General features: G+C 71.5%; 19 protein-coding genes and 2 pseudogenes. 16 read left to right on the top strand and 5 right to left on the bottom strand.

Going from position 1 to position 25,546, the window contains the following annotated elements; genetic code table 11:
* Nucleotides 1-179: 179 nt before the first annotated feature.
* Nucleotides 180-1,469 carry a citrate synthase gene (locus GTY56_RS35565; RefSeq protein WP_031130597.1) on the top strand — a complete coding sequence of 430 codons (1,290 nt, stop codon included), beginning with the start codon at nt 180-182 and terminating at the stop codon, nt 1,467-1,469.
* A gap of 674 nt (nt 1,470-2,143) precedes the next feature.
* Here the strand turns inward: GTY56_RS35565 and GTY56_RS35570 are convergent.
* Complete coding sequence (locus tag GTY56_RS35570) at nt 2,144-4,384, bottom strand: heavy metal translocating P-type ATPase (protein WP_161369409.1); 2,241 nt, start codon at nt 4,382-4,384, stop codon at nt 2,144-2,146.
* 221 nt (nt 4,385-4,605) lie between these two features.
* Nucleotides 4,606-4,845 (bottom strand): heavy-metal-associated domain-containing protein, encoded by a 240-nt coding sequence (locus tag GTY56_RS35575; protein ID WP_062926958.1) that lies wholly within the window; start codon nt 4,843-4,845, stop codon nt 4,606-4,608.
* Nucleotides 4,846-5,208: 363 nt separating this feature from the next.
* On the opposite strand from GTY56_RS35575, the pseudogene GTY56_RS35580 reads away from it, so the two are divergent.
* Nucleotides 5,209-6,290, top strand: a pseudogene (locus tag GTY56_RS35580) (zinc-dependent alcohol dehydrogenase family protein).
* A gap of 70 nt (nt 6,291-6,360) precedes the next feature.
* Here GTY56_RS35580 and GTY56_RS35585 read toward each other — a convergent pair.
* Entirely contained in the window at nt 6,361-6,561 is a 201-nt protein-coding gene (locus tag GTY56_RS35585) for a helix-turn-helix transcriptional regulator (protein ID WP_062926956.1), read from the bottom strand.
* A gap of 453 nt (nt 6,562-7,014) precedes the next feature.
* On the opposite strand from GTY56_RS35585, the gene iolC reads away from it, so the two are divergent.
* The 10 genes and pseudogenes from iolC (at nt 7,015) to GTY56_RS35635 (ending at nt 21,507) form a co-directional block, all read left to right on the top strand.
* A complete protein-coding gene (gene iolC, locus GTY56_RS35590; protein WP_161369410.1) occupies nt 7,015-7,965 on the top strand; it encodes a 5-dehydro-2-deoxygluconokinase in 951 nt (316 codons plus the stop codon).
* Nucleotides 7,962-8,843 carry a Cgl0159 family (beta/alpha)8-fold protein gene (locus GTY56_RS35595; RefSeq protein ID WP_161369411.1) on the top strand — a complete coding sequence of 294 codons (882 nt, stop codon included), beginning with the start codon at nt 7,962-7,964 and terminating at the stop codon, nt 8,841-8,843. The genes iolC and GTY56_RS35595 overlap by 4 nt, the downstream gene beginning before the upstream one ends.
* Nucleotides 8,844-8,925: 82 nt before the next feature.
* Nucleotides 8,926-9,021: pseudogene (locus GTY56_RS40970) on the top strand (5-deoxy-glucuronate isomerase); the annotation flags it as partial.
* Between the two features lie 86 nt (nt 9,022-9,107).
* The gene (gene iolD / locus GTY56_RS35605; RefSeq protein ID WP_161369412.1) at nt 9,108-10,991 is read left to right on the top strand and encodes a 3D-(3,5/4)-trihydroxycyclohexane-1,2-dione acylhydrolase (decyclizing); all 1,884 of its coding nucleotides are present in this window, start codon (nt 9,108-9,110) and stop codon (nt 10,989-10,991) included.
* 14 nt (nt 10,992-11,005) lie between these two features.
* On the top strand, nt 11,006-12,508 hold the full coding sequence (gene mmsA / locus GTY56_RS35610; protein WP_161369413.1) for a CoA-acylating methylmalonate-semialdehyde dehydrogenase: 1,503 nt from the start codon (nt 11,006-11,008) through the stop codon (nt 12,506-12,508).
* 213 nt (nt 12,509-12,721) lie between these two features.
* Nucleotides 12,722-14,113, top strand: a complete 1,392-nt coding sequence (locus GTY56_RS35615; RefSeq protein WP_161369414.1) for an APC family permease — start codon at nt 12,722-12,724, stop codon at nt 14,111-14,113.
* 197 nt (nt 14,114-14,310) lie between these two features.
* Nucleotides 14,311-16,968, top strand: a complete 2,658-nt coding sequence (locus GTY56_RS35620; protein WP_161369415.1) for a CocE/NonD family hydrolase — start codon at nt 14,311-14,313, stop codon at nt 16,966-16,968.
* A complete protein-coding gene (locus GTY56_RS35625) occupies nt 16,965-17,831 on the top strand; it encodes an ABC transporter permease (RefSeq protein ID WP_161369416.1) in 867 nt (288 codons plus the stop codon). Before GTY56_RS35620 ends, GTY56_RS35625 begins: the two co-directional genes overlap by 4 nt.
* A gap of 148 nt (nt 17,832-17,979) precedes the next feature.
* Complete coding sequence (locus GTY56_RS35630) at nt 17,980-19,485, top strand: vWA domain-containing protein (protein WP_161369417.1); 1,506 nt, start codon at nt 17,980-17,982, stop codon at nt 19,483-19,485.
* A 96-nt stretch (nt 19,486-19,581) separates the two neighbouring features.
* Nucleotides 19,582-21,507: an AMP-dependent synthetase/ligase gene (locus GTY56_RS35635; RefSeq protein WP_161369418.1), complete on the top strand. Its 1,926-nt coding sequence runs from the start codon at nt 19,582-19,584 to the stop codon at nt 21,505-21,507.
* Between the two features lie 63 nt (nt 21,508-21,570).
* Here GTY56_RS35635 and GTY56_RS35640 read toward each other — a convergent pair whose 3' ends face one another.
* The gene (locus tag GTY56_RS35640) at nt 21,571-21,966 is read right to left on the bottom strand and encodes a rodlin (protein WP_161369419.1); all 396 of its coding nucleotides are present in this window, start codon (nt 21,964-21,966) and stop codon (nt 21,571-21,573) included.
* A 244-nt stretch (nt 21,967-22,210) separates the two neighbouring features.
* Between GTY56_RS35640 and GTY56_RS35645 the strand changes: the two genes are divergently transcribed.
* The 3 genes from GTY56_RS35645 to GTY56_RS35655 all read left to right on the top strand — a co-directional run bounded on the left by GTY56_RS35645 (nt 22,211) and on the right by GTY56_RS35655 (nt 23,935).
* Nucleotides 22,211-22,606, top strand: coding sequence for a rodlin (locus tag GTY56_RS35645; RefSeq protein ID WP_161369420.1), 396 nt, complete (start codon nt 22,211-22,213; stop codon nt 22,604-22,606).
* 188 nt (nt 22,607-22,794) lie between these two features.
* On the top strand, nt 22,795-23,022 hold the full coding sequence (locus GTY56_RS35650) for a chaplin (RefSeq protein WP_161369423.1): 228 nt from the start codon (nt 22,795-22,797) through the stop codon (nt 23,020-23,022).
* Nucleotides 23,023-23,128: 106 nt separating this feature from the next.
* The gene (locus GTY56_RS35655) at nt 23,129-23,935 is read left to right on the top strand and encodes a chaplin (RefSeq protein ID WP_237524347.1); all 807 of its coding nucleotides are present in this window, start codon (nt 23,129-23,131) and stop codon (nt 23,933-23,935) included.
* Nucleotides 23,936-23,984: 49 nt separating this feature from the next.
* Here GTY56_RS35655 and GTY56_RS35660 read toward each other — a convergent pair whose 3' ends face one another.
* The gene (locus GTY56_RS35660; RefSeq protein ID WP_159029575.1) at nt 23,985-24,194 is read right to left on the bottom strand and encodes a hypothetical protein; all 210 of its coding nucleotides are present in this window, start codon (nt 24,192-24,194) and stop codon (nt 23,985-23,987) included.
* A 154-nt stretch (nt 24,195-24,348) separates the two neighbouring features.
* Here GTY56_RS35660 and GTY56_RS35665 point away from each other — a divergent pair.
* Nucleotides 24,349-25,546: glycoside hydrolase family 26 protein (locus GTY56_RS35665; protein WP_202511173.1), on the top strand; the 1,198-nt coding region annotated here is incomplete at its 3' end.

Genomic DNA, 25,546 nt, shown 5'->3' on the forward strand with positions numbered 1-25,546 from the left:
AGGTCACAAGACACTTCCGGAAGGGGGACCCAGGGGGCAGGATGAGCAAGTTGGCGGCACTCAGTGCCGTCAATAGGCCCGATGGTCGACCCCGAGTGCACTCTCCTGAGCCAAGTGGGGGATGGTAGAGACAGTCAGGGCAACCTCGAAGATGAGGCACAACGTCGGTGAGGGAAGACGTGAGCGACAACTCTGTAGTACTGCGGTACGGCGACGGCGAGTACACCTACCCGGTGATCGACAGCACCGTCGGTGACAAGGGCTTCGACATCGGAAAGCTCCGCGCCCAGACCGGTCTGGTGACGCTGGACAGCGGTTACGGCAACACGGCCGCCTATAAATCCGCCGTCACGTACCTGGACGGCGAAGCGGGCATCCTGCGGTACCGCGGCTACCCGATCGAGCAGCTGGCCGAGCGCTCCACCTTCCTGGAGGTCGCCTACCTGCTGATCAACGGCGAGCTGCCGACCGTCGACGAGCTCTCGGTGTTCAAGAACGACATCACGCAGCACACCCTGCTGCACGAGGACGTCAAGAACTTCTACAAGGGCTTCCCGCGCGACGCCCACCCGATGGCCATGCTGTCCTCGGTGGTCTCGGCCCTGTCCACGTTCTACCAGGACAGCCACAACCCGTTCGACGAGCGTCAGCGCAACCTCTCCACGATCCGGCTGCTCGCCAAGCTCCCGACGATCGCCGCGTACGCGTACAAGAAGTCGATCGGTCACCCGTTCGTCTACCCGCGCAACGACCTCGGCTACGTCGAGAACTTCCTCCGCATGACCTTCTCGGTCCCCGCGCAGGAGTACGAGCTGGACCCGACCGTGGTCTCCGCGCTCGACAAGCTGCTGATCCTGCACGCGGACCACGAGCAGAACTGCTCGACCTCCACGGTCCGCCTGGTGGGCTCCTCGCAGGCGAACATGTTCGCCTCGATCTCCGCCGGCATCAACGCCCTGTGGGGCCCGCTGCACGGCGGCGCCAACCAGTCGGTGCTGGAGATGCTGGAGGGCATCCGCGACTCCGGCGGCGACGTCGACTCCTTCATCCGCAAGGTGAAGAACAAGGAGGACGGCGTCCGCCTGATGGGCTTCGGCCACCGGGTCTACAAGAACTTCGACCCGCGCGCCAAGATCATCAAGGCCGCCGCGCACGACGTGCTGTCCGCCCTCGGCAAGTCCGACGAGCTGCTGGACATCGCGCTGAAGCTGGAGGAGCACGCGCTCTCCGACGACTACTTCGTCTCGCGCAGCCTCTACCCGAACGTCGACTTCTACACCGGCCTGATCTACCGGGCCATGGGCTTCCCGACCGAGATGTTCACGGTCCTGTTCGCCCTCGGCCGGCTGCCGGGCTGGATCGCCCAGTGGCACGAGATGATCAAGGAGCCCGGCTCCCGCATCGGCCGCCCGCGCCAGATCTACACGGGCGTGGTCGAGCGCGACTTCGTTCCCGTCGAGGAGCGCTGAGCCGCACAGCCGCGGCACCGCTACGGCCCCCGTGTCCCGCTTGCCGGGTGCGGGGGCTTTCGCGTGGGCGGGCGGGCTTCCCCGTACGGGCGCGGGCCTTCGCATGATCTCTCACGGGATTTCTTACGCAATGAAGAAGGCGCCCCGGCGTCGGTCCCCCCACGGGCCGACGTCCAGGGCGCCTTCCCAGTCCCGGTACGGATTCCCCCCACGGGATCCGGCCGGGCGTCTGTGAGGACAGCGCCTGAATCGCTGTTGAGCAGAACGAGCAGAACTCGTCGTACTGCGGTACTGCGGTACTGCGGTGGTGTGCGATCTGCCGGGACAGCGCACGCCCGGGAGGGCCGCTCAAAGCTTCCCGGTGTACGTGCCCCGGCAACGCATCTCCGGGGAAGTCCCCCAAGACATCCCCAGATGTCAGGTGGCGCCCCCCAAGACGCTCCCTGACATCGTCAACTTAGACCTTCGAACCCCTTCGATGGTTACGTTCACATCACTGTGATCTGCGTCTCTTGCGTATGTCCGTTAGATGCGCAAGAGCCCAGGTATGCCGTTCGAGGCCCAAGCGTAAGGATGATGCGCGAGCCTTGTGAAGAGCTTATGTGAGCCGGGCCCGGGACTCCAGAGGGGCTCAAATTGCGTTCGCCGTGAACTTAGGCTGAATTCGGGCGACTTCACCGAAATGTCCGCAGTCGCAGACTGTTCGTGACGACGAAGACCGACGAGAAGGCCATCGCGGCCCCCGCGATCATCGGGTTCAGCAGGCCTGCGGCGGCCAGCGGCAGCGCCGCCACGTTGTAGCCGAAGGCCCACACGAGATTGCCCTTGATCGTGGCCAGGGTCCGGCGCGACAGCCGGATGGCGTCCGCGGCCACCCGCAGATCGCCGCGCACCAGCGTCAGGTCGCCCGCCTCGATCGCCGCGTCCGTGCCGGTGCCCAGGGACAGGCCCAGATCGGCGGTGGCGAGCGCGGCCGCGTCGTTGACGCCGTCGCCCACCATGGCGACGACCCGCCCCTCGGCCTGGAGCCGCCGTACCGCGGCGACCTTGTCCTCGGGCAGCACCTCGGCCACCACCTGCTCGATGCCCACGGCTGCGGCCACCGTCTCGGCCACCGCGCGGTTGTCCCCGGTCAGCAGCACCGGCGTGAGCCCCAGGGCGCGCAGCTCGCGCACGGCCTCGGCGCTCGTCTCCTTGACCGCGTCCGCGACGGCCAGCACGGCCCGCGCCGTCCCGTCCCAGCCGGCCACGACCGCCGTACGGCCGGCCCGCTCGGCCTCGTCCCGCGCGCGGGCCAGCTCCGGCGGCAGCTCGTCGAAGAGCCGCCCCACGGCGACGTCACGGCCTTCCACGCGCCCGCGTACGCCCCGCCCGGGCACGTTCTCGAACGCTTCGGCCTCCGGGAGCCGCCCGGCGCTCTCCGCGGCGCCCAGCGCGATCGCACGGCCGACGGGGTGCTCGGAGGCGTGCTCGACGGCACCCGCGAGCCGCAGCACCTCCTTCTCGTCGGCTCCCTCGGCGAGGTGGATCTCCTGGAGGGTCATCCGGCCCGTGGTGACGGTGCCGGTCTTGTCCAGGACGACCGTGTCGACCCGGCGCGTGGACTCCAGGACCTCCGGGCCCTTGATGAGGATGCCGAGCTGGGCGCCGCGGCCCGTGCCGACCATCAGCGCGGTCGGGGTGGCCAGGCCCAGCGCGCACGGGCAGGCGATGATCAGGACGGCTACGGCAGCGGTGAACGAGGCGACGCCGTCGCCCGTCAGGCCGAGCCACGCCCCGGCCGTGGCCGCGGCGATCAGCAGCACCACCGGCACGAAGATCCCGGAGATCCGGTCGGCGAGCCGCTGCACCTCGGCCTTGCCGTTCTGCGCGTCCTCCACCAGCTTCGCCATCCGCGCGAGCCGGGTGTCGGCGCCGACCCGGGTGGCCTCGACGACCAGCCGCCCGCCCGCGTTGACCGTCGCGCCCGTGACCGCGTCCCCGGCCGTCACGTCCACCGGCACCGACTCGCCGGTCAGCATCGAGGCGTCCACGGCGGAGGCGCCCTCGACGACCGTGCCGTCGGTGGCGATCTTCTCGCCGGGCCGTACGACGAACCGGTCGCCGACGGCGAGGCGCTGCGCCGGGATCCGCACCTCGCGCCCGTCCCGCAGTACGGCCACGTCCTTGGCGCCCAGGTCCATCAGTGCCCTGAGCGCGGCTCCCGCGCGGCGCTTGGAGCGGGCCTCCAGGTAGCGGCCGAGCAGGATGAACGCGGTGACGCCGGACGCGACCTCCAGGTAGATCGAGGAGGCGCCGTCCCCGCGCGAGACGGTGAGCTCGAAGGGGTGCAGCATGCCCGGCATGCCCGCGTCGCCGAGGAACAGCGCCCACAGGGACCAGCCGAACGCGGCCAGGGTGCCGAGGGAGACCAGGGTGTCCATGGTCGCGGCGCCGTGCCGGGCGTTCGTCCAGGCCGCCCGGTGGAAGGGCAGCCCGCCCCAGACGACGACGGGTGCGGCGAGGGTGAGCGAGAGCCACTGCCAGTTGTCGAACTGGAGCGCGGGGATCATGGCCAGGAGGATCACGGGCAGGGCGAGGACGGCGGAGACGGTGAGGCGCCGGCGGAGGGCCGAGAGCTCGGGGTCCTGCGTCCCGGTGCCGGGATCCTCCTCCTGCGGGGGCGCGGGCTCCTCGGCGGTGTACCCGGTCTTCACCACGGTGGCGATCAGATCGGCGACCTCGATGCCCGCGGGATAGGCGACCCGGGCCTTCTCCGTCGCGTAGTTCACCGTGGCGGAGACGCCCTCCATGCGGTTGAGCTTCTTCTCGACGCGGGCCGCGCAGGAGGCGCAGGTCATCCCGCCGATGAGCAGCTCGACCTCGGCGAGGGCCGGCTCACGGTCGGCCGGTGCCTGGGCGGTGGTGCTGGTCATGTCCTCTGACTCCAGGAGATGCGGGCGCCCGGGAAGCGGAACGGGCCGTTCGGGCCGGGGGCGGCGGCGTACGGCCCGTACACGGGTACGGGTGCCAGGGCCGGCGCGTCTCAGACCTGCCGGCTGCCGGCTGCCGGCTGCCGGACCCGGGCGGGGCCGGGCCCGGCTGCGGGCCCGGCCCCGGGTGGCTCAGGGTCCGTCGGCTGCCGGACCCGTGCGGCTCAGGCCCGGCCGGCCAGTTCGAAGCCGGCCTCGTCGACGGCGGTGCGTACGGCCTCGTCGTCGAGCGGGGCGGCGGAGACGACGGTGACCTCGCCGGTCTTGGCGACGGCCGTCACCGAGCTCACGCCGGAGATCTGGGAGATCTCGCCGGAGACCGCGCCCTCGCAGTGTCCGCAGCTCATGCCGCTCACCTTGAAGACGGTGGTGACGGGGCCCGTGGTGTCGGTCTGGGCGGTCATGTCGTTACTCCTCGTCGAGGCATGTGGGGCTGTGGGGTCCGCTGAGGTACCCGCTCATCCCACTGTACCCCTAGGGGGTATCGGCTCACGACGTCCCCATGAGCGGCTCCGGACAGCGCACGATGGCACCCTTCAGCTCCTGCACACAGGCCTCGCGCGCTCGTCGCCCTCATAGGCCAGGGATCAGCTCCAGGCCGGCCTGGCCGGCCGTGCAGATGCCGACGCACCTCCGGGTGATGCGGGTGACGGCGGCGTCCCGTATCGCGGCGCTAGCGTTCCCGGGGGTGCCGGACACCCGGGGCGCGCGGTCACCCCGCCCCCGGGGCGCTCCGGGCAGGACAGCGACGGAAGGCGGGTGGGTCCATGCGGGCCGTGGTGTTCGAGCGGTACGGGGAAGCGGCCGAGGTGCGGGAGGTCGCGGATCCGCAGCCCGCGGAGCACGGAGTCGTCGTGCGGGTCGAGGCCACCGGGCTGTGCCGCAGCGACTGGCACGGCTGGCAGGGCCACGACCCGGACATCGTCCTGCCGCACGTGCCCGGGCACGAACTCGCCGGGGTCGTCGAGGCGGTGGGCGCCCGGGTGACCGGATGGCGGCCCGGCGACCGGGTCACCGTGCCGTTCATCTGCGCCTGCGGCACCTGCCCGTCCTGCGCTGCGGGCGACCATCAGGTGTGCGAGCGCCAGACCCAGCCCGGCTTCACCCACTGGGGTTCCTTCGCCCAGTACGTGGCGCTGGACCACGCCGATGTGAATCTCGTGGCGCTGCCCGGGGAGCTGTCCTTCGCGACGGCGGCCTCGCTCGGCTGCCGCTTCGCCACGGCGTACCGGGCGGTGGTGCAGCAGGGCCGGGTGGCGGCGGGGTTGGGGTCTCCCCTGCTCGAACGAAGTTGAGAGCTTGGGGAAGGGTCGCTGTGCACGGCTGCGGCGGGGTCGGGCTCTCGGCCGTGATGATCGCGGCCGCGTCGGGAGCCCGCGTGGTGGCGGTCGACGTGTCGGAACGGGCCCTGGAACTGGCGCGGACGTTCGGCGCGGCACAGTGCCTGGACGCGACCGCCGTGGCGGACACCGCGGCCGCGGTCCGTGACCTGACCGGCGGCGGTGCCCACCTCTCCCTCGACGCCCTGGGCTCACCCGGCACGTGCGCCGCCTCCGTGAACGGCCTGCGCCGCCGTGGCCGGCACGTCCAGGTGGGCCTGCTGCCCTCACCGGCCGGCACGACCCCCGTGCCGATGGCCCGCGTGATCGCCCTTGAGCTGGAACTGCTCGGCAGCCACGGCATGGCCGCGCACAGCTACCCGCCGATGCTTGAGCTGGTCCGCAGCGGCGTCCTGCGCCCCGATCTGCTGGTGACCTCGACGATCGCGCTGGCCGACGTCCCGGCCGCGCTGGAGGCGATGGGGGAGACGCCGGGAGCGGGGGCGACGGTCATCGAGCCCTGGAGCTGACGCCCCGGCCGACGGCGCCGTGCCCCACGGGAGCGTGGGGCACGAGGTCGAGAAGGGGGGCGGGACGGGCTCACTCGGCTCTTCGGCCGCGGTTGCCGGGCCGGGAGGCGACCCACGCCCGGACGGTGTCGGCGTACCAGTAGGGCTTGCCGCCCTCGACGTGGTCGGGCGGGGGCAGCAGCCCGTGTTTGCGGTAGGACCGCACGGTGTCGGGCTGCACCCGGATGTGCGCCGCGATCTCCTTGTAGGACCAGAGCCTTCGGTCGGTCATGACGTGCACCTCCCCGCGCGCACCACGGCGGCGGCCGTGGACGGCCGTCCGGGGGAGCCGGGCGCTGCGCTGGCGATCAACAAGCCTGTGTCCGGTCAACGAGGCCCGGTGGTACGCGGCAGGGCCTGTGGGCCGGGTGTGACGGAAGACCCGCGTACACGGCACGCACGTGACAGGACGGGGGTGTTTGTGACACAGCCGGGGCAAAAGCGCGCTCCGGAAGCTCGGTGGGGTGCCTTGACGCGGGGACGGGGTGCCGGGCCCGATGCCCGGGCGCAGGGGCCGACGCCGAGGCCTGAAGACCGCGGAACCGTGAAATCCGGATCGGGACATCCGGACCAGGGCATACGGAAAGCGCTGTCATGATCTGGTCCGAATGTCTGGACAAAACATTGACAGGGCGTCGAGAGGGGGCTACAACACCGGGGAGAGCCGAGCACCGAGGGGACACCGATGGCGTACGACCTGATCACCATGGGGCGGATCGGAGTGGATCTGTATCCGCTCCAGACCGGCGTCCCGCTGCCGCAGGTCACGTCCTTCGGCAAGTTCCTCGGCGGCTCCGCGAGCAACGTCGCGGTCGCCGCGGCCCGCCTGGGCCGCCGGACGGCAGTGATCACCCGCACCGGCGACGACCCCTTCGGCACCTACCTCCACGAGGCCCTGAAGGGCTTCGGCGTGGACGACCGCTGGGTCACCCCGGTCCCCGGCCTGCCCACCCCGGTCACTTTCTGCGAGGTCTTCCCGCCGGACGACTTCCCGCTGTACTTCTACCGGCAGCCCAAGGCCCCCGACCTGGAGATCGACGCCCACGAGCTCGACCTCGACGCCGTCCGCGACGCCCGGGTCTTCTGGGTCACGGGCACGGGCCTGAGCGAGGAACCGAGCCGTACGGCGACCCTCGCGGCCCTCGCCCACCGCGCCAAGTCCGGCACCACGGTCTTCGACCTCGACTGGCGCCCCATGTTCTGGACCGACCCCCGCGCGGCCCGCCCCTTCTACACCGAGGCCCTGCGCCACACCACCGTCGCCGTCGGCAACCTCGACGAGGTGGAGGTCGCCACCGGCGTGCGCGAACCCCACGCCGCCGCCCGCGCCCTCCTGGACGCCGGTGTCGAGCTGGCCGTCGTCAAGCAGGGCCCCAAGGGCGTCCTCGCGGTGAACAGCGCCGGGGAGAGCGCCGAGGTCCCGCCGCTGCCCGTGAACGTCCTCAACGGCCTCGGCGCCGGCGACGCCTTCGGCGGCGCACTCGTGCACGGCCTGCTGGCCGGCTGGGAACTGGAGAAGACCATGCGGCACGCCAACGCCGCCGGTGCCATCGTCGCCTCCCGCCTGGAGTGCTCCTCCGCCATGCCCACCCCGGCCGAGATCGAGGCGGCCGTCACCGCGGGAGCCGTCCAGTGACCGTCGACGTCGCCGAACTCGTCCGCCTGCGCAGCCACCGCCCGGAGGCGATCGCCGAAGCCGCGGCCCGCCGCCCCCGGAGGCCGCTGCTGAACGCGAGCGGCCGCCTGATGATCGTCGCCGCCGACCACCCGGCCCGCGGCGCCCTCGGTGTAGGCGGCCGTGCCATGGCCATGGCCAACCGCGCCGACCTCCTCGAACGCCTCTGCCTGGCCCTGTCCCGCCCCGGCGTGGACGGCGTCCTGGCCACCGCCGACATCCTCGACGACCTGCTCCTGCTCGGCGCCCTCGACGGCAAGGTCGTCCTGGGCTCGATGAACCGCGGCGGCCTCCAAGGCGCGAGCTTCGAACTCGACGACCGCTTCACCGGACACCGCCCCGAGGACATCGAGCGCCTCGGCTTCGACGCGGGCAAGCTGCTGCTGCGCATCGACTACGACGACCCCGGCTCGCTCACCACGATGGAGTCCACCGCCAGGGCCGTCGACGCCATGGCCGCCCGGAAACTCCCCGTCTTCGTCGAGCCGTTCATCAGCTACCGCGACGAGCGGGGCCGGCTGCGCAACGACCTCTCGGCCGAAGCCGTGACCAAGTCGATCGCCATCGCCTCGGGCCTCGGCGGCAGTTCCGCCTACACCTGGCTGAAGGTCCCGGTCACCGACAACCCCGACGACATGGCCGAGGTCATGGCCACGTCCACGCTGCCCGCCGTGCTGCTCGGCGGCGAGGTGGGCGACGACCAGGACGGGGCGTACGAGAAGTGGCGCGGCGCCCTGCAACTGCCCACCGTGCGCGGGCTGGTCGTGGGCCGTTCGCTGCTGTACCCGGCGGACGGCGACGTGGCCGCCGCCGTGGACACCGCCGTCGGACTGCTGTGAGGGCCGCCTCATGACCACCCGCACCTTCACCACGGGCGACAGCACCGAAGACCACGAGTTCCACCTCCCGGGCGCGTCCCGGGCCCTGATCGCCTCCGGCGCGGGAGGCCGCTTTGCTTTGGCAGGAGCGAAGTGCGAGCGACAACTCCCCGCCCGCTACGGCCCCGCGCCGGAGGTCTCCCCGACGAGGCGTACACGGCCTCCCCGGGTGAACGCCCGCCGTCACCGTCGCGTATCCGTGACCACCCAGAGGGAGGGACACCGATGACCTCGACCACGAGGCTGACGGTCGCACAGGCGCTGGTGCGCTTCCTGGCGGCCCAGTACACCGAACGCGACGGCGTCCGGCAGCGGCTCATCGGCGCCACCTGGGGCATCTTCGGCCACGGCAACGTCGCCGGCATCGGCCAGGCGCTCCTGGAGCACGCCGAGGAGATGCCGTACCACCAGGGGCGCAATGAGCAGTCCATGGTGCACGCGGCCGTCGGCTACGCCCGCCAGTCCGGCCGCCTGTCCACGCACGCGGTGACGACCTCCATCGGCCCGGGCGCCACCAACCTCGTCACCGGCGCGGCCCTCGCGACCATCAACCACCTGCCGGTGCTGCTCCTGCCCGGTGACGTGTTCGCCACCCGCCCCGCCGACCCGGTCCTCCAGCAGCTCGAAGTGCCCTACGCGGGCGACGTGTCGGTCAACGACTGCCTGCGACCGGTGTCGAGGTACTTCGACCGGATCACCCGGCCCGAGGCCCTGATCCCCTCGGCGCTGAACGCGATGCGCGTGCTCACCGACCCCGTCGAGACCGGCGCCGTCACCCTCGCCCTGCCCCAGGACGTGCAGGCGGAGGCGTACGACTGGCCGGAGGAGTTCTTCGCCGAGCGCGTCTGGGCCGTACGGCGTCCCGGCGCCGACCCGGTGGAACTGGCCGAGGCCGTGCGGGCGATCCGCGCGGCGAAGCGGCCCCTGGTCGTCGCGGGCGGCGGGGTCCACCACAGCCGCGCCGAGGAGGCCCTCGCAGAGTTCGCCCAGAACACCGGCATCCCGGTCGCCTCCACCCAGGCCGGCAAGGGCTCCCTGCGCCACGACCACCCCCAGGACGTCGGCGGCATCGGCCACACCGGCACGGCCACCGCGGACGAACTCGCCCGCACCGCCGACCTGGTGATCGGCGTCGGCACCCGCTACACCGACTTCACCACCGCCTCGGGCACGCTGTTCAGCAACCCGGACGTGCGGTTCCTCAACCTCAACATCGCTCCCTTCGACGGCCACAAGCTCGCCGGCCGGCCCCTCGTCGCGGACGCCCGCAGTGGCCTTCAGGAGCTCACGGACGCCCTGAGCCTGCACGCGCACCGGGTCGCGGGCGGCTACGCCACCGAGTACACCGAGGACAAGGAGCGCTGGGAACAGCGCGTCGACGCCTGCTACGAGGTGGACGAACCGGACACCCGCCCGACCCAGCCGCAGGTCCTCGGCGTCCTGGACGAGATCGCCGACGCGTCGGACATCCTGATCAACGCCGCCGGCTCCCTCCCCGGCGACCTGCACAAACTGTGGCGCACCCGGTCGCCCGACCAGTACCACCTGGAGTACGGCTACTCCTGCATGGGCTACGAGATCCCGGCCGCCATCGGCGTGAAGCTGGCCGCCCCGGACCGGCCCGTGTGGGCGCTGGTCGGCGACGGCACGTACCTGATGATGCCGACGGAGCTCGTGACGGCCGTCCAGGAGGGCATCGCGATCAAGGTCCTGATCATCCAGAACCACGGCTACGCGTCCATCGGCGGACTGTCGGAGTCGGTGGGCGGCGAGCGGTTCGGCACCGCCTACCGCTACCGCTCCGAGGACGGCTCGTACACGGGGCCACCGCTGCCCGTGGACCTCGCCGCCAACGCGGCCAGCCTCGGCATGCGCGTCCTGCGCGCGAAGACCGTCCGGGACCTGCGGGAGGCCCTCGCCGAGGCCCGGGCGGCCGACACTCCCACATGTGTCTACGTCGAGACCCAAACGGCAGACACAGTGTCGGGCGCGCCTCCCGCGCAGGCCTGGTGGGATGTACCCGTGGCCGAGACCGCGACACGGCCGTCCGCGGTCAAGGCACGTGAGCTGTACGAACGGCACGTCTCCACCCGACGCCGCCATCTGTGAAGGAGTTCCCGGCCATGACGAAGACCGTCAACCACTGGATCGGCGGCAAGACCGTCGAAGGCGCCTCGGGCACGCACGGGCCGGTCACCAACCCGGCGACCGGCGAGGTGACGACGAAGGTCGCGTTCGCCTCGGTCGAGGAGGTGGACGCGGCGGTCGCCGCCGCCAAGGAGGCCTACCTGACCTGGGGCCAGTCCTCGCTGGCCCAGCGCACGTCGATCCTGTTCACGTTCCGCGCCTTGCTGGACGCCAACCGGGACGCGATCGCCGAGCTGATCACCGCCGAGCACGGCAAGGTGCACAGCGACGCCCTCGGCGAGGTCGCCCGCGGCCTGGAGATCGTCGACCTGGCCTGCGGCATCAGCGTCCAGCTGAAGGGCGAGCTGTCCACCCAGGTCGCCAGCCGCGTCGACGTCTCCTCGATCCGCCAGCCGCTCGGCGTCGTCGCGGGCATCACACCGTTCAACTTCCCGGCGATGGTGCCGATGTGGATGTTCCCCATCGCCATCGCCTGCGGCAACACCTTCGTGCTGAAGCCCTCCGAGAAGGACCCGTCCGCCTCGATCAAGATCGCTGAACTGCTCGCGGAGGCGGGCCTCCCGGACGGCGTCTTCAACGTCGTTCACGGCGACAAGGTGGCCGTGGACCGCCTGCTGGAGCACCCGGACGTCAAGGCCGTCTCCTTCGTCGGCTCGACCCCGATCGCCCGCTACATCCACACCACCGCCTCCGCCAACGGCAAGCGCGTGCAGGCCCTCGGCGGCGCCAAGAACCACATGCTGGTCCTCCCGGACGCCGACCTCGACGCCGCCGCCGACGCGGCGGTGAGCGCGGCCTACGGCTCGGCGGGCGAGCGCTGCATGGCCATCTCCGCGGTCGTCGCGGTGGGCTCGATCGGCGACGAGCTGGTGGAGAAGATCCGCGAGCGCGCCGAGAAGATCAAGATCGGCCCCGGCGACGACCCGACGTCCGAGATGGGCCCGCTCATCACCAAGGTCCACCGCGACAAGGTCGCCTCCTACGTCGAGGGAGCGGCGGCCGAGGGCTGCGAGGTCGTCCTGGACGGCACCGGCCACACGGTCGACGGCTTCGAGAACGGCCACTGGATCGGCATCTCGCTGCTCGACAAGGTGCCCACCTCCGCCAAGGCCTACCAGGACGAGATCTTCGGCCCGGTGCTCACCGTGCTGCGCACGGAGACCTACGAGGAGGCCCTGGACCTCATCAACGCCTCGCCGTTCGGCAACGGCACCGCGATCTTCACCCGGGACGGCGGCGCGGCCCGCCGCTTCCAGCTGGAGGTCGAGGCCGGCATGGTCGGCATCAACGTGCCGATCCCGGTCCCCGTGGGCTACCACTCCTTCGGCGGCTGGAAGGACTCGCTCTTCGGCGACCACCACATCTACGGCAACGACGGCACGCACTTCTACACCCGCGGCAAGGTCGTCACCACCCGCTGGCCGGACCCGGCCGACGCCCCCGCGGGCGTGGATCTGGGCTTCCCGCGCAACCACTGAGGCACCCGCCGAGAGTTTTTTCCGGGGGCTTCCTGCGAGAACCGCAGGAAGCCCCCGCCCTGTTCCCATTGGCCTCTGCTTCCTAAAACAGCAGCGAAAGTGGCCTTCTGCTGCGGATTTCGTAGGTAAACACCCATTGACCTGCTGCTTTTCGTCGGTGTTCGATGCTGCGCACATCCACTGCCGCGCCGCCGAGCCGATGGGAACCGCCGCATGACCGACACGCTCCGCCCTGTCGAGACCACCGTCGCGCAGGCGCCGGACCGTCATCCCGGGAAGCTCAAGCGCTCCATCGGAGTCGTCGGCGGCACCCTCCTCACCCTCTCCTGCGTGACGCCCGCCTCGACGCTCTTCGTGGTGGTCCCCGACCTGTTCGGCTCGCTCGGCACCGCCACCGCCCTCACCATCGCCATCGGCTCCCTGCTCTGTGTCGCCGTGGCGTTCTGCTACTCCGAGCTGGGCACCCTCATCCCCAGCGCCGGGGGCGAGTACGCCATGGTCTCGACGATGGCCGGACGGCTCGCGGGCTGGCTGGTGTTCGTCCTCTCCCTGCTGGTGGTGGTGATCGTCCCGCCGGTCATCGCGATGGGAACGGCCGACTACCTCGCCCCCCTCGTCCACCTCGACCCGTCCTGGACCGGCGCCTCGGTGATGCTCCTCGCGACCCTCGCCGGCCTGCTCGACCTGCGGGCCAACGCCTGGATCACCGGCGTCTTCCTGGTCCTGGAGGTCATCGCGGCGGCGGTCGTGGCGGTCCTGGGCTTCACGCACGCCGAACGCGGCGCCGACAGCCTGGTCTCGATGCAGGTGGCGCGCCCGGACGGCGCCCCCGACACGGTGACGGCCCTCCTGGTGGTCTCCGGCCTCGCGATCGCCCTGTTCGTCACCCAGGGCTTCTCCACGGCGGTCTACCTCTCCGAGGAACTGGAGAACCCCCGCCGCACGGTCGCCCGCACCGTCCTGGCCACCCTCGCCATCTCCGCCGTGATCATCCTGGTCCCGGTGGCGGCCATCACCCTGGGAGCCCCCGACCTCGCCGCCCTCACCGGCGGGGACATCGGCACCATGGTCACCGCCTGGTCCGACTCGGCCGTCGGCACGTTCGTCAGCCTCTGTGTGGCCCTCGCGATCATCAACGCCGGGATCGTCATGGTCATCCAGAACTCCCGCGTCCTGTTCGCCTCGGCCCGCGACAAGGCCTGGCCCGAGCCCGTCAACGCCCTCTTCTCCCGCCTGGGCCGCTTCGGCTCCCCCTGGGTCTCCACCCTGGCGGTGGGAGTCCCCGGCGCGGCCCTGTGCTTCGTGAACCTGGACACCCTGTACGGCGTCACCGGCGTCTCGGTGACGGGGATGTACCTCCTGGTCGCCGTCGCCGCCCTGCTCTCCCGCCGCGGCCCCCACCGGCACACCCAGGCCTGGCGCATGCCCCTGTGGCCGGCGGTCCCCCTCCTCCTGATCGTGGTCCTGCTCTACGTCCTGATGCAGCAGGAGACGACGTACCTCCTCTGGACGGGCGGCATCACAGCGGCGGCGACCCTGTACTGGGCGCTGTACCTGCGCCCGCGCAGGCAGACGCGCTGGCTGGTGTCCGTACCGGAGGCGTAGGGGCCTGCCTTCAGGGGCGCGGGGAACTGCGCGAACAACCACAACGCACCCGCGCACGGCAGATCACGGCACCACCCGAGCCGGGCCCCGTACACCACCCGCAGTACGCGACGAACTCCGTGTACACCCCTGGGATGCCACCCACTTCGGTCTCCGGTCGACAACTCATCGACAGCTTCACCCCGTACCGTTGACGCATGGATCTTCGACTGCCCGGACTGAACGGGCTGCTTCGGAGGCCCCGGAGGCTCCTCGCCGCCGGGGCCGCCGTCGTCGTCCTCGCGGGCGCGGGAACGTGGACGGCCGTCGCCGGCGACGAGGCGCCCCCGGTGCACCGCACGGACCGGCTCCTGAACACCGCGGACGGCGTGCGCATCGACACCTCGTTCTTCACCTCCGGCGGCGAGGGACGCCGCCCCGCCGTCCTGCTCGGCCACGGCTTCGGCGGCAGCAAGAACGACGTACGGCAGCAGGCCCAGGACCTCGCCCGGGACGGCTACGCGGTCCTGACCTGGTCGGCCCGCGGCTTCGGCAAGTCGAACGGCAAGATCGGGCTGAACGACCCCAAGGGCGAGGTCGCCGACGTCTCCGGGCTCATCGACTGGCTGGCGAAGCAGCCCCAGGTCGAGCTCGACAAGAAGGGCGACCCCCGCGTCGGCATGGCCGGCGGCTCCTACGGCGGCGCCATCGCCCTGCTCACCGCGGGGCACGACGCCCGCGTCGACGCCATCGCCCCGGCGATCACCTACTGGAACCTCGCCGACGCCCTCTTCCCGAACGGCGTGTTCAAGAAGCTCTGGGCCGGCATCTTCGTCAACTCCGGCGGCGGCTGTGAGAAGTTCGAGCCCGCGCTGTGCCGCATGTACGAGCGGGTCGCCGAGTCGGGCAAGCCGGACGCGCAGGCCCGCCAGCTGCTGGAGGAGCGTTCGCCGTCCGCGGTCGGCAAGGACATCAAGGTCCCGACGCTGCTGATGCAGGGCCAGTCCGACTCCCTCTTCCCGCTCGGCCAGGCCGACCGGGCGGCGAAGGCGATCCGTGCGAACGGCGCTCCCGTGGACGTCGACTGGATCGCCGGCGGCCACGACGGCGGCGACATGGAGACCGGCCGCGTCCAGGACCGCGTGAAGACCTGGTTCGACCGCTACCTGAAGGACGACAAGGGCGCCGACACCGGCCCCGCCTTCCGCGTCACCCGCACCCTCGGCACGGGCTCCGGCGACGGCGAACCCCGCCTGGCCGGCGTGACCTCGGACCGCTACCCCGGCCTGGAGGCCGAGCAGCGCTCCATCGCCCTGGCCGGCCGCGAGCAGAGCTTCGCCAACCCGCCCGGCGCCAGCCCGCCCGGCGTCTCCGCCCTGCCCGGCCTCGGCGGCGCCGGCGGCCTCAGCCAGCTCTCCACGCTCGGCATCGGCGTCTCCCTGGACTTCCCCGGCCAGTTCGCCGCGTTCGAGTCGGCACCGCAGCGCGAGGACCTTCAGATCACCGGCTCGCCCACCGCGACCGTGCACGTGAAGTCCACCGGCGACGACGCCGTGCTCTTCGCCAAGCTCTACGACGTCGGCCCCGGCGGCGAGGCCCAGCAGGTGCTGCCCTCCCAGCTCGTCACGCCCGTCCGGGTCGAGGACGCCAAGGCCGGCAAGGACGTCCGGATCACCCTCCCGGCGATCGACCACGAAGTCGCCGACGGACACCGGCTGCGTCTGGTCCTCGCCTCCACGGACCTCGGCTACGCCTCCCCGACCGCCCCGGCGACGTACACCGTCTCCCTCAAGGGCGATCTGAAGGTCCCCTCGGCTCTCGGCGAGCGCGACAGCCGGGCCGGGCTGCCCGCCTGGGTCTGGTGGCTGCCGCTCGCCGGTGCCGGCATCGCGCTCGCGCTGATCCTCACGGGACGCCGCCGCACGGTGGCACCGGCCCCGCCGGACCCGGCACTGGCCGAGGTCCCCCTCCAGATCACCGACCTGACCAAGCGCTACGCGAAGGCGTCGGACCGGTACGCCGTCAAGGACCTCTCCTTCCGCGTGGAGAAGGGCCAGGTCCTCGGCCTGCTCGGCCCCAACGGGGCGGGCAAGACCACCACCCTGCGCATGCTGATGGGCCTCATCAGGCCCGACGGCGGTGAGATCCGCGTCTTCGGCCACGCCATCAGCGCCGGCGCCCCGGTCCTGTCCCGGGTCGGCGCCTTCGTCGAGGGCGCGGGCTTCCTGCCCCACCTGTCCGGCCGCGAGAACCTGGAGCTGTACTGGCGCGCCACCGGCCGCCCGCCCGAGGACGCGCACCTGGAGGAGGCCCTGGAGATCGCGGGCCTGGGCGACGCCCTCGCCCGCGCCGTGCGCACCTACTCCCAGGGCATGCGCCAGCGCCTCGCCATCGCCCAGGCCATGCTCGGCCTGCCGGACCTGCTCATCCTCGACGAACCGACCAACGGCCTCGACCCGCCCCAGATCCGCGAGATGCGCGAGGTGATGATCCGCTACGCCGCCGCCGGCCGCACGGTCATCGTCTCCAGCCACCTCCTCGCGGAGGTCGAGCAGACCTGCACCCACCTGGTCGTGATGGACCACGGACAGCTCGTCCAGGCGGGCCCGGTCGCGGACATCACCGGCTCGGGCGACACCCTCCTGATCGGTACGGCCACGCCCGTGGACGAGCCCGTCGTGGAGAAGGTCGCCGCCCTGCCCGGCGTCGCCTCGGCCGTACGCACCGACGAGGGCCTCCTCGTCCAGCTCGACGCCGACGGCACCCCGCAGCGCCTGGTCGCCGACCTCGTACGGCTGGACGTGGCGGTGCGGTCGGTCGGCCCCCACCGCCGCCTGGAGGACGCCTTCCTCACCCTGATCGGAGCCGAAGCATGAGCCAGCTCGCCGAGCCGCCCGTCGAGGTCGCCGACGGCTACCGCGCGGGCCGCACCCTGCCCTTCCGCGTGGAGCTGGTCCGGCAGCTGAAGCGGCGCCGCACGCAGGTCATGGGCGGTGTCCTGGTCGCCCTGCCGATCATCCTGCTCGTCGCCTTCCAGGTCGGCGGCGACCCGGGCGGCAACAACAACCGCGTCAACCTCATGGACACCGCGACGGCGTCCGGAGCCAACTTCGCCGCCGTCAACCTCTTCTCCGCCGCCGGCTTCCTGCTCGTCATCCCCGTCGCCCTGTTCTGCGGCGACACCGTCGCCTCGGAGGCGAGCTGGTCCTCCCTGCGCTACCTGCTCGCGGCCCCCGTGCCCCGGGCCCGGCTGCTGTGGTCCAAGCTCGCCGTCGGACTCACCCTGAGCCTGGCCGCGATGATCCTGCTCCCGGTCGTCGCCCTCGCCGTGGGCACGGCCGCCTACGGCTGGGGCCCGCTCGAACTGCCCACCGGCGGCACCCTGCCCACCGGCACGGCCGCCCAGCGCCTGCTCATCGTGGTCGCGTACATCATGGTGTCCCAACTGGTCACCGCGGCACTCGCGTTCTACCTCTCGACCAGGACGGACGCTCCGCTCGGCGCGGTCGGCGGTGCGGTGTTCCTCACCATCATCGGCAGCGTCCTCGACGAGGTGACGGCCCTCGGCGACTGGCGCGACTTCCTGCCCGCGCACTGGCAGTACGCCTGGCTCGACGCCGTCCGGCCCCAGCTGGAGTGGTCGGACATGATCCAGGGCACGTCGGTCTCGGTAACGTACGCGCTCGTGCTGTTCGCCCTGGCCTTCCGGGGTTTCGCCCGCAAGGACGTCGTCTCCTAGGTCAACGGAGGATCACCCACCGGTCTCGAAGGCCGGTCCCCGTGGCCGCTTCGAGACGCTTCCGCAACGCCCTGTACCGCACGTTCGGGCCCCCTGCGCCGTCACAGTCGCAAGAAGCCGACGGCAACGGACGCAGGGGGTACGGACGATGGAGCGGTTCCGGACACGAAAAGCGCTGCTCGCACTCACGGCCGCGAGCGGACTGCTGCTCACCGCGTGCAGCGGGGGCGGCGACACCGGCGACGGCAGCAAGGCCGCCGACCGCCCGGAGTACGGCGCGCGCGAACCCGCGCCCGCCCACGGCGACGAGGACGCCACGAGCGAGCGGGACGACTTCCGCGAAGACCCCGGCCACCTCTCCACCTTCGCCCTGGACGTCGACACCGCCTCCTACGACTACGCCCGCCGCTCCCTCGCCGACGGCCGGCTCCCCGACCCGTCGACGGTCCGCCCCGAGGAGTTCGTCAACAGCTTCCGCCAGGACTACGAGCGCCCCGACGGTGACGGCTTCTCGGTCACCGTCGACGGAGCCCGCACGGACGGCGAGGACTGGTCCCTGGTCCGCGTCGGCCTCGCCACCCGCACCGCGGAACGCGGCGGCGAACGCCCGCCCGCGGCCCTGACCTTCGTCATCGACGTCTCGGGCTCCATGGACGAACCGGGCCGCCTGGACCTCGCCAAGGAGTCCCTCTCGGTGATGACGGACCGGCTGCGCGACGACGACTCGGTCGCGCTCGTCACCTTCAGTGACGAGGCCGAGACCGTCCTGCCCATGACCCGTCTCGACGGCAACCGAGACGAGATCCAGGACGCCGTCACCGACCTGGACACCCAGGACTCCACCAACCTCGGCGCCGGCGTCGAGACCGGCTACGAGACGGCCGTCGAGGGCCTGCGCGAGGGCGCCACCAACCGGGTCGTCCTCATCTCGGACGCCCTCGCCAACACCGGCGACACCGACGCGGACAGCATCCTGGAGCGCATCTCCGGCGAGCGCCGCGAGCACGGCATCACCCTCTTCGGCGTCGGCGTCGGCAGCGACTACGGCGACGCCCTCATGGAGCGGCTCGCCGACAAGGGCGACGGCCACACCGTCTACGTGTCCGACGAGGACGAGGCCCGCAAGGTCTTCTCCGAGCAGCTCCCGCGCAACGTCGACCTCACCGCCCGCGACGCCAAGGCGCAGGTCGCCTTCGACCCCGAGACGGTCGAGGAGTTCCGCCTCATCGGCTACGACAACCGCCGCGTCGCCGACGAGGACTTCCGCGACGACCGGGTCGACGGCGGCGAGGTCGGCCCCGGCCACACCGTCACCGCCCTGTACGCCGTGCGCACCGTGCCCGGCGCCCGGGGCCACCTCGCCACCGCCACCGTCCGCTGGCTCGACCCCGAGACCCGCGACCCGCACGAGGAGTCCGGCGACCTGGAGGCCGACGCCCTCGACGACTCCGTGTGGAACGCGAGCCGCGGCCTGCGGACCGCCGCCACGGCGGCCTACTTCGCCGACGCCCTCGGCCGCGGTGACCGCGACCTGCCCGACGCCCCGCGCCTGGACGAACTCGCCGACCGCGCCGACGACTTGGCCGACAGCACGGAGAGCGAGGAGATCCGGGGGCTCGCCGAGGCGATCGACACCGCGAACCGCATGATGTGACCCCCGCCCATTGACCCGGGCTTACTTATGAGTAAGTTGACTCCGGAGTAAGTAGATACGGCAGCACGTCAGCCTCATCCGCGACCGGGAGCCGTCATGGGCGTACGCAAAGATCTGCAACGGGCGAAACACCGCACCGACCTGGCGGTCCGCACGAAGGCCGAGACCGTCAGGGACGAGCGGGGCATCGTCCGCGAGGCCCGCACGGCTCCCCTCGCGCCCCGCCCCAGGACCGGCAGCATCGCCGACATCCCGTACACCAACGCGGCCGAAGCCCCCGACGCCGTGGTCCTGCGCCGGGAGCGGCACGGCACCTGGCAGCCCGTCACGGCGGCGGCCTTCGCCCGCGAGGTCACCGCCGTGGCCAAGGGCCTGATCGCGGCCGGTCTCGAACCGGGCGGCCGCGTCGCGGTGATGTCCCGCACCCGCTACGAGTGGACGGTCCTGGACTTCGCGATCTGGTCGGCGGGCGGCCAGACCGTCCCGGTCTACGCCACCTCCTCGGCCGACCAGGTGGAGTGGATCGTCCGCGACTCCGGCGCCCGCCACGTGGTCACCGAGACCGCAGCGAACGCCGAGACCGTCCTGACCGGCACGACCGCCCACCCCGAGCCCCCACGTGTCTGGCAGTTGGACGGCGGCGCCCTCGACGACCTCACCGCCCTCGGCCGGGACGTGGCCGACGAGGAGGTCACCAAGCGCCGCACCGCCCTGACCCCCGACACCACCGCGACCCTCTGCTACACCTCCGGCACCACCGGCCGCCCCAAGGGCTGCGTCCTCACCCACGCCAACCTGCACGCCGAGGCCGCCAACACCGTCGAACTGCTGCACCCCCTGTTCAAGGAGGTCACCGGCCAGACCGCCTCGACGCTCCTCTTCCTCCCGCTCGCGCACATCCTCGGCCGCACCCTGCAGATCGCCTGCCTGATGGGCCGCATCGAGATCGGCCACTGCCCGAGCATCAAGCCCGACGAACTCCGCCCGGCCCTCAGGTCGTTCCGCCCGACCTTCCTGGTCGGCGTCCCCTACCTCTTCGAGAAGATCCACGACACCGGCCGTGCCACCGCCGAGAAGCTCGGGCGCGGCGCCTCGTTCGACCGTGCCCACCGCATCGCCGTCCGCTTCGGCCAGGCCCACATGAACCGGTTCCTGGGCAAGGGCCCCGGGCCCGGCCCCGGCCTGCGCGCCGCGTGGGCCCTGTACGACCTGCTGGTCTACCGCCGCATCCGCAAGGAACTCGGCGGCCGCGTGCGCTACGCCATCAGCGGCGGCAGCCCCCTCGACCGCGACCTGAACCTCTTCTTCTACGCGGCCGGCATCCTGATCTACGAGGGCTACGGCCTCACCGAGACCACCGCCGCCGCCACCATCGTCCCGCCCCTGGACCCCCGTCCCGGCACGGTCGGCCTGCCGGTCCCCGGCACCGCCGTCCGCATCGCCGACGACGGCGAGGTGCTCATCAAGGGCGGCATCGTCTTCGGCGCCTACTGGAACAACCCGGCCGCGTCCGGGGAGGTGCTGGGCGACGGCTGGTTCGCCACCGGCGACCTCGGCTCACTCGACGAGGACGGCTACCTCACCATCACCGGCCGCAAGAAGGACATCCTCGTCACGACCGGCGGCAAGAACGTCTCCCCGGCCGTCCTGGAGGACCGCCTGCGCAGCCGCCCGCCCGTCGGCCAGTGCCTCGTCGTCGGCGACAACCGCCCCTACGTCGCCGCCCTGATCACCCTCGACCCGGAAGCCCTCGCCCACTGGCTCGCGGTCCGCAAACTCCCCGCCGACACCCCGCTGTCCGAGCTGGTCCACGACGAACGCCTGCGCGCCGACGTGCAGAAGGCGGTCGACCACGCCAACGAGGCCGTCTCGCGCGCCGAGTCGATCCGCGCCTTCACCCTCGTCGAGGGTGACTTCACCGAGGAGAACGGGCTGCTGACCCCGTCCCTGAAGGTCAAGAGGAAGGCGGCGACGGCCGCTTACGCGGAGCAGATCGAGGCGCTGTACGCGAACAAGCGCTGAACACGACGAGGGCGGGCCGCCGAGCATCTGCTCGACGACCCGCCCGCTGCCGCTGCCGGTGCGTCAGCCGCCGTTCGCCGACAGGATCGACACATCCTCCAGCAGGTGCGCCAGCGCACCGTCGCGCTTGGCGTTGGTGGAGTTCTCCGCACACTGCTGCTGCTGGTGGTCCGACAGGATCGGGATGTCCTGGATCGGGATACCGATGAGCGCGCCGACACCGATGGGCAGATCGTTCACGGCGATGCACGGCTTGTTGAACGAGCCCTGGATCAGCGCCATCTGCGGGCTCATGTTGCCGTACGTCGACGAGTTGCCGAAGCTCTGCATCGCCCCGTTGCCGTTCACGGCCGTCGGGCCGCTGTCGTCGCCGACAGCGAGCGCCTGCGGGGCCGCGGCGGCGGAGGCTCCCATGACGGAAGCGGCGATCGCCGCAGTGGCAATAACCTTCTTGATCACTGACCAGTCCTTTCTGAGGAAACCCCGTCCTCCGGAGCGTTCTGGTCAACTGCCCGGGCGGTGCATGGTTTCTCCTCATCACTCTGTCGGCCCACGTCAGGACAGTTTGTGTGTTCTTCGTTCCCGGTGATTATCAGGGCTTTTGGACTCTGCGGGCCAACCGGGTGAACACCCGCAACCAATCATCCGGAGCCGTGTTGATGAGGCCGTAGGACATGCGTCGCTACGAGGAAAGGAACGCGAAGTGCTCAAGAAGGCAATGGTCGCCGCGGCGGCCGCCGCTTCTGTCATCGGAATGTCGGTGGCGGCTGCTCCCCAGGCTCTTGCCGTCGGGGACGACTCCGGGCCGTCCGTCGCCAACGGGAACGGCGCCTCGTCGTCGTTCGGCAACTCGGCGACCAAGGGCGACATGAGCCCCCAGCTCTCGCTGGTCGACGGGACGCTCAACAAGCCCTGTCTCGCCGTTCAGGACCTCGACGTCGGCGTCGCGCTTCTCATCGGCGTGGTGGTCCAGGACATCCCGATCCTGTCGGACCACGTCCAGCAGCAGTGTGCGGACAACTCCACGAACAGCAAGCGGGACGGTGCTCTCAACCACATCCTGGAGGACCTGTCGGTCCTCTCGGCGAACGGCGACTGAGCCGTACCGTACGCAGCCCGGGCGGCCCGCCGTATTCACGGCGGGCCGCCCGGCCGTATCTGTCCACTTTTCGTGGGGCAATCGAGTGAATTACCCCACCCCCGGCGTTGTTCGGTTTCTTCGGCTGTCAATTCCTCGTTTGCAGGCTGCAGGTCATGGTGGGCATGACCGCAGAGAAGGGAAAGTTCATGAAGAAGAGCGCTGCTGTCCTCGCGGGCGCGATCATGGCTCTGGGCATGGCCGGTCCGGCCGTCGCCGACTCGGGTGCCCAGGCTGCCGCTGTCGGTTCCCCGGGTGTCCTCTCCGGCAATGTGATCCAGATTCCCGTGCACATCCCGATCAACGTGTGCGGCAACACCATCGACGTGATCGCCGCCCTGAACCCGGCGTTCGGCAACGAGTGCGAGAACGACTGACGCGCTGACGCGCGCGCAGCATCGGCTGCGACCTGGCCGGCCCCGGGACAACACCGTTCGTTCCGGGGCCGGCTTTCCCACTTCTACCAGCAGGAGGACAACGAGATTGCGACAGACCCTGAGCAGGGGAATGGTCGCGGCAGCGGCTGCGACAGGCATCCTGTCCCTGTGCGGCGGCGCCGCTCTCGCCGACTCGTCCGCCGACGGAGTCACCAAGGGCTCGCCGGGCGCCGTGTCCGGCAACACCGTCCAGGCGCCGGTCGACGTACCGGTGAACGCCTGCGGGAACACCGTCGACGTCGTCGCCGCGCTCAACCCGGCCTTCGGCAACTCCTGTGCCAACGGGGCGGACACCCACGGTGGTCAGGGCGACCGCGGCCACGGGCGTGACCGCCACGAGGCGTCCGGGCACGGCGGCGGCAACGACGCGTTCCACGGACACGGCGAGGACCGGTCCCACGGAAACGGTGAGGCCTGGCCCCGCGGTGACGGCGCGGCCTGGCCCCGCGGTGACGGTGAGGACCGGTCCCACGGTGACGGCGGGGACCGGTCCCACGGCGACGGTGGCTACGGGGACGACGACGGTGGCTACGGCTACGGCGACACCCCTCCGACGAAGCCTCCGCAGACGCCCCCGACCCAACCCCCGCACACGCCCCCGACGAAACCCCCGAACACCCCGCCGCCGACCGAGCCCCCGCACACACCTCCACCGGGTGGCCAGGAGTCAACCCCTCCGGGTACGCCCCCGGGTGGCCACCACAGCCCGCCGCCCCCCGGCGGTCAGGAGCAGCCGCCCAGTCTCCCCGAGACCGGCGCCGAGGCCCTGTTCGGGGCCGCGGCCGGCAGTGCCGCGCTCATCGTGAGCGGCGTCGTGCTGTACCGGCGGGGCCGGGCGGCGTCCCACCGCTGACACAGCGGGTGCCGGACGCGAGCGCCCGGCACCCGTGCAACCGGTGGGATCAGCACTGGTCCGGGAAGAAGAAGCCGAGCAGCGGGATGCCCAGCAGGGTCAGTCCCAGGCTGTCGTGCTCGTTGCACTCCCGGGAGGTGGACTGGTCGCCGGCCTCGGAGAGGAGGTCCGCGTCCGAGGCGGCCGCGGTGCCGCCGAGGACGGCGACGCTCAGGGCCAGGCTGGAAAGCACCGTGGCGGTGCGCTTCATGTGAGTCATGGGAATAAAATAGGCATTTCACAACAGAAACCGCGTACTTCTGCCGGGCCAGCCGGGTGAACCGCCCCACTCGAAAGCCTCAGCGCCGGTGGCGCGCATTCCTCTCATATGACTGAGTGTCAGTAAGTGGAGGAGAACGCGAGAGGGGCGGCCCATGGCCACACAGCAGCGACGCGCACGGTCCCGGCGGCTGGTGATCGTCGCGGCGGCGGTCGCCGCGGCGGCGGCGCTGACGTCCGGTCACACGGTCGCCGCGGGCGCCGGACCGGCGCGGTACGCCGAGCCGCCCGCACCGGCCACCGCCGCCACACCGGCAGTCCCCGCCGCCACACCGGCGGCGCCTGCCGCCCCGGCCGCATCGCCCGCCGCCCCGGCCGCATCGCCCGCACCCTCGGCTTCCCCGGGCCCGACCGCTTCCCCCGCTCCTGCCGCGCACGTCCCGGCCTTCGGCGCCTACCTCGACTACGGGCCCCGTGGTGTGGCCCGGATGGCCCAGCTCAGCACCTGGCTCGGCGGTGCCGAACTGCGCGTCGGGCACACCTACCTGCCGGGCGACCGCTGGAGCAACATCGAGGGGCTCCCCGGCTTCCTCGACGTGTGGGCGAACTGGCGTCGCGAGCGGGCCGACCGGCTGCTCGTCCTCAACGTGCCCATGATGGAGCGCAACGAGGAGGGGGTGCCGGACCAGGAGGTGCGCCGGCTCCTGCGCCAGGGCGCCGAAGGCCGGTTCGACCACCACTTCCGCCGGCTCGCCGAGCGGCTGGTCGAGCTGGGGGTGCCCGACACGGTCCTGGTGCTCGGCTGGGAGATGAACGGCATCACCTACACCCACCGCTGCGGGCCGGACCCGGAGGCCTGGAAGCAGTACTGGAACCGGATCGTCACCACCATGCGCTCGGTGCCGGGCCAGAAGTTCCGGTTCGACTTCACCCCGAGCCGCGGCCGGGACGCCGTTCCCTGGACACAGTGCTACCCCGGGGACGAGACCGTCGACATCATCGGCATGGACGCCTACGACCAGCCGCGCGGCATGTCGTTCGACGAACAGGTGAAGGAACCCTACGGGCTCCAGCACCACGTGGAGTTCGCCAAGGCCCGCGGCAAGGCCATCTCGTTCCCGGAGTGGGGACTCTTCCGCAACGGTGACAACCCCGAGTACATGAAGCGCATGCTCGCGTGGATGGACGAGCACAAACCGCTGTACCAGACGCTCACGGACTACTGCCCGCACGGCGTCTGGCAGTGCGACGACAACCCCCGGGCCTCCCAGATCTACCGGTCCTTCCTCTTCGGCCGCGACGACCGGCCGGACCCGGCCCCCAGCACACCGGCTCCCAGCACACCGGCTCCCA

The organism is Streptomyces sp. SID5643, from assembly GCF_009872555.1.
Lineage (GTDB): Bacteria > Actinomycetota > Actinomycetes > Streptomycetales > Streptomycetaceae > Streptomyces > Streptomyces iakyrus.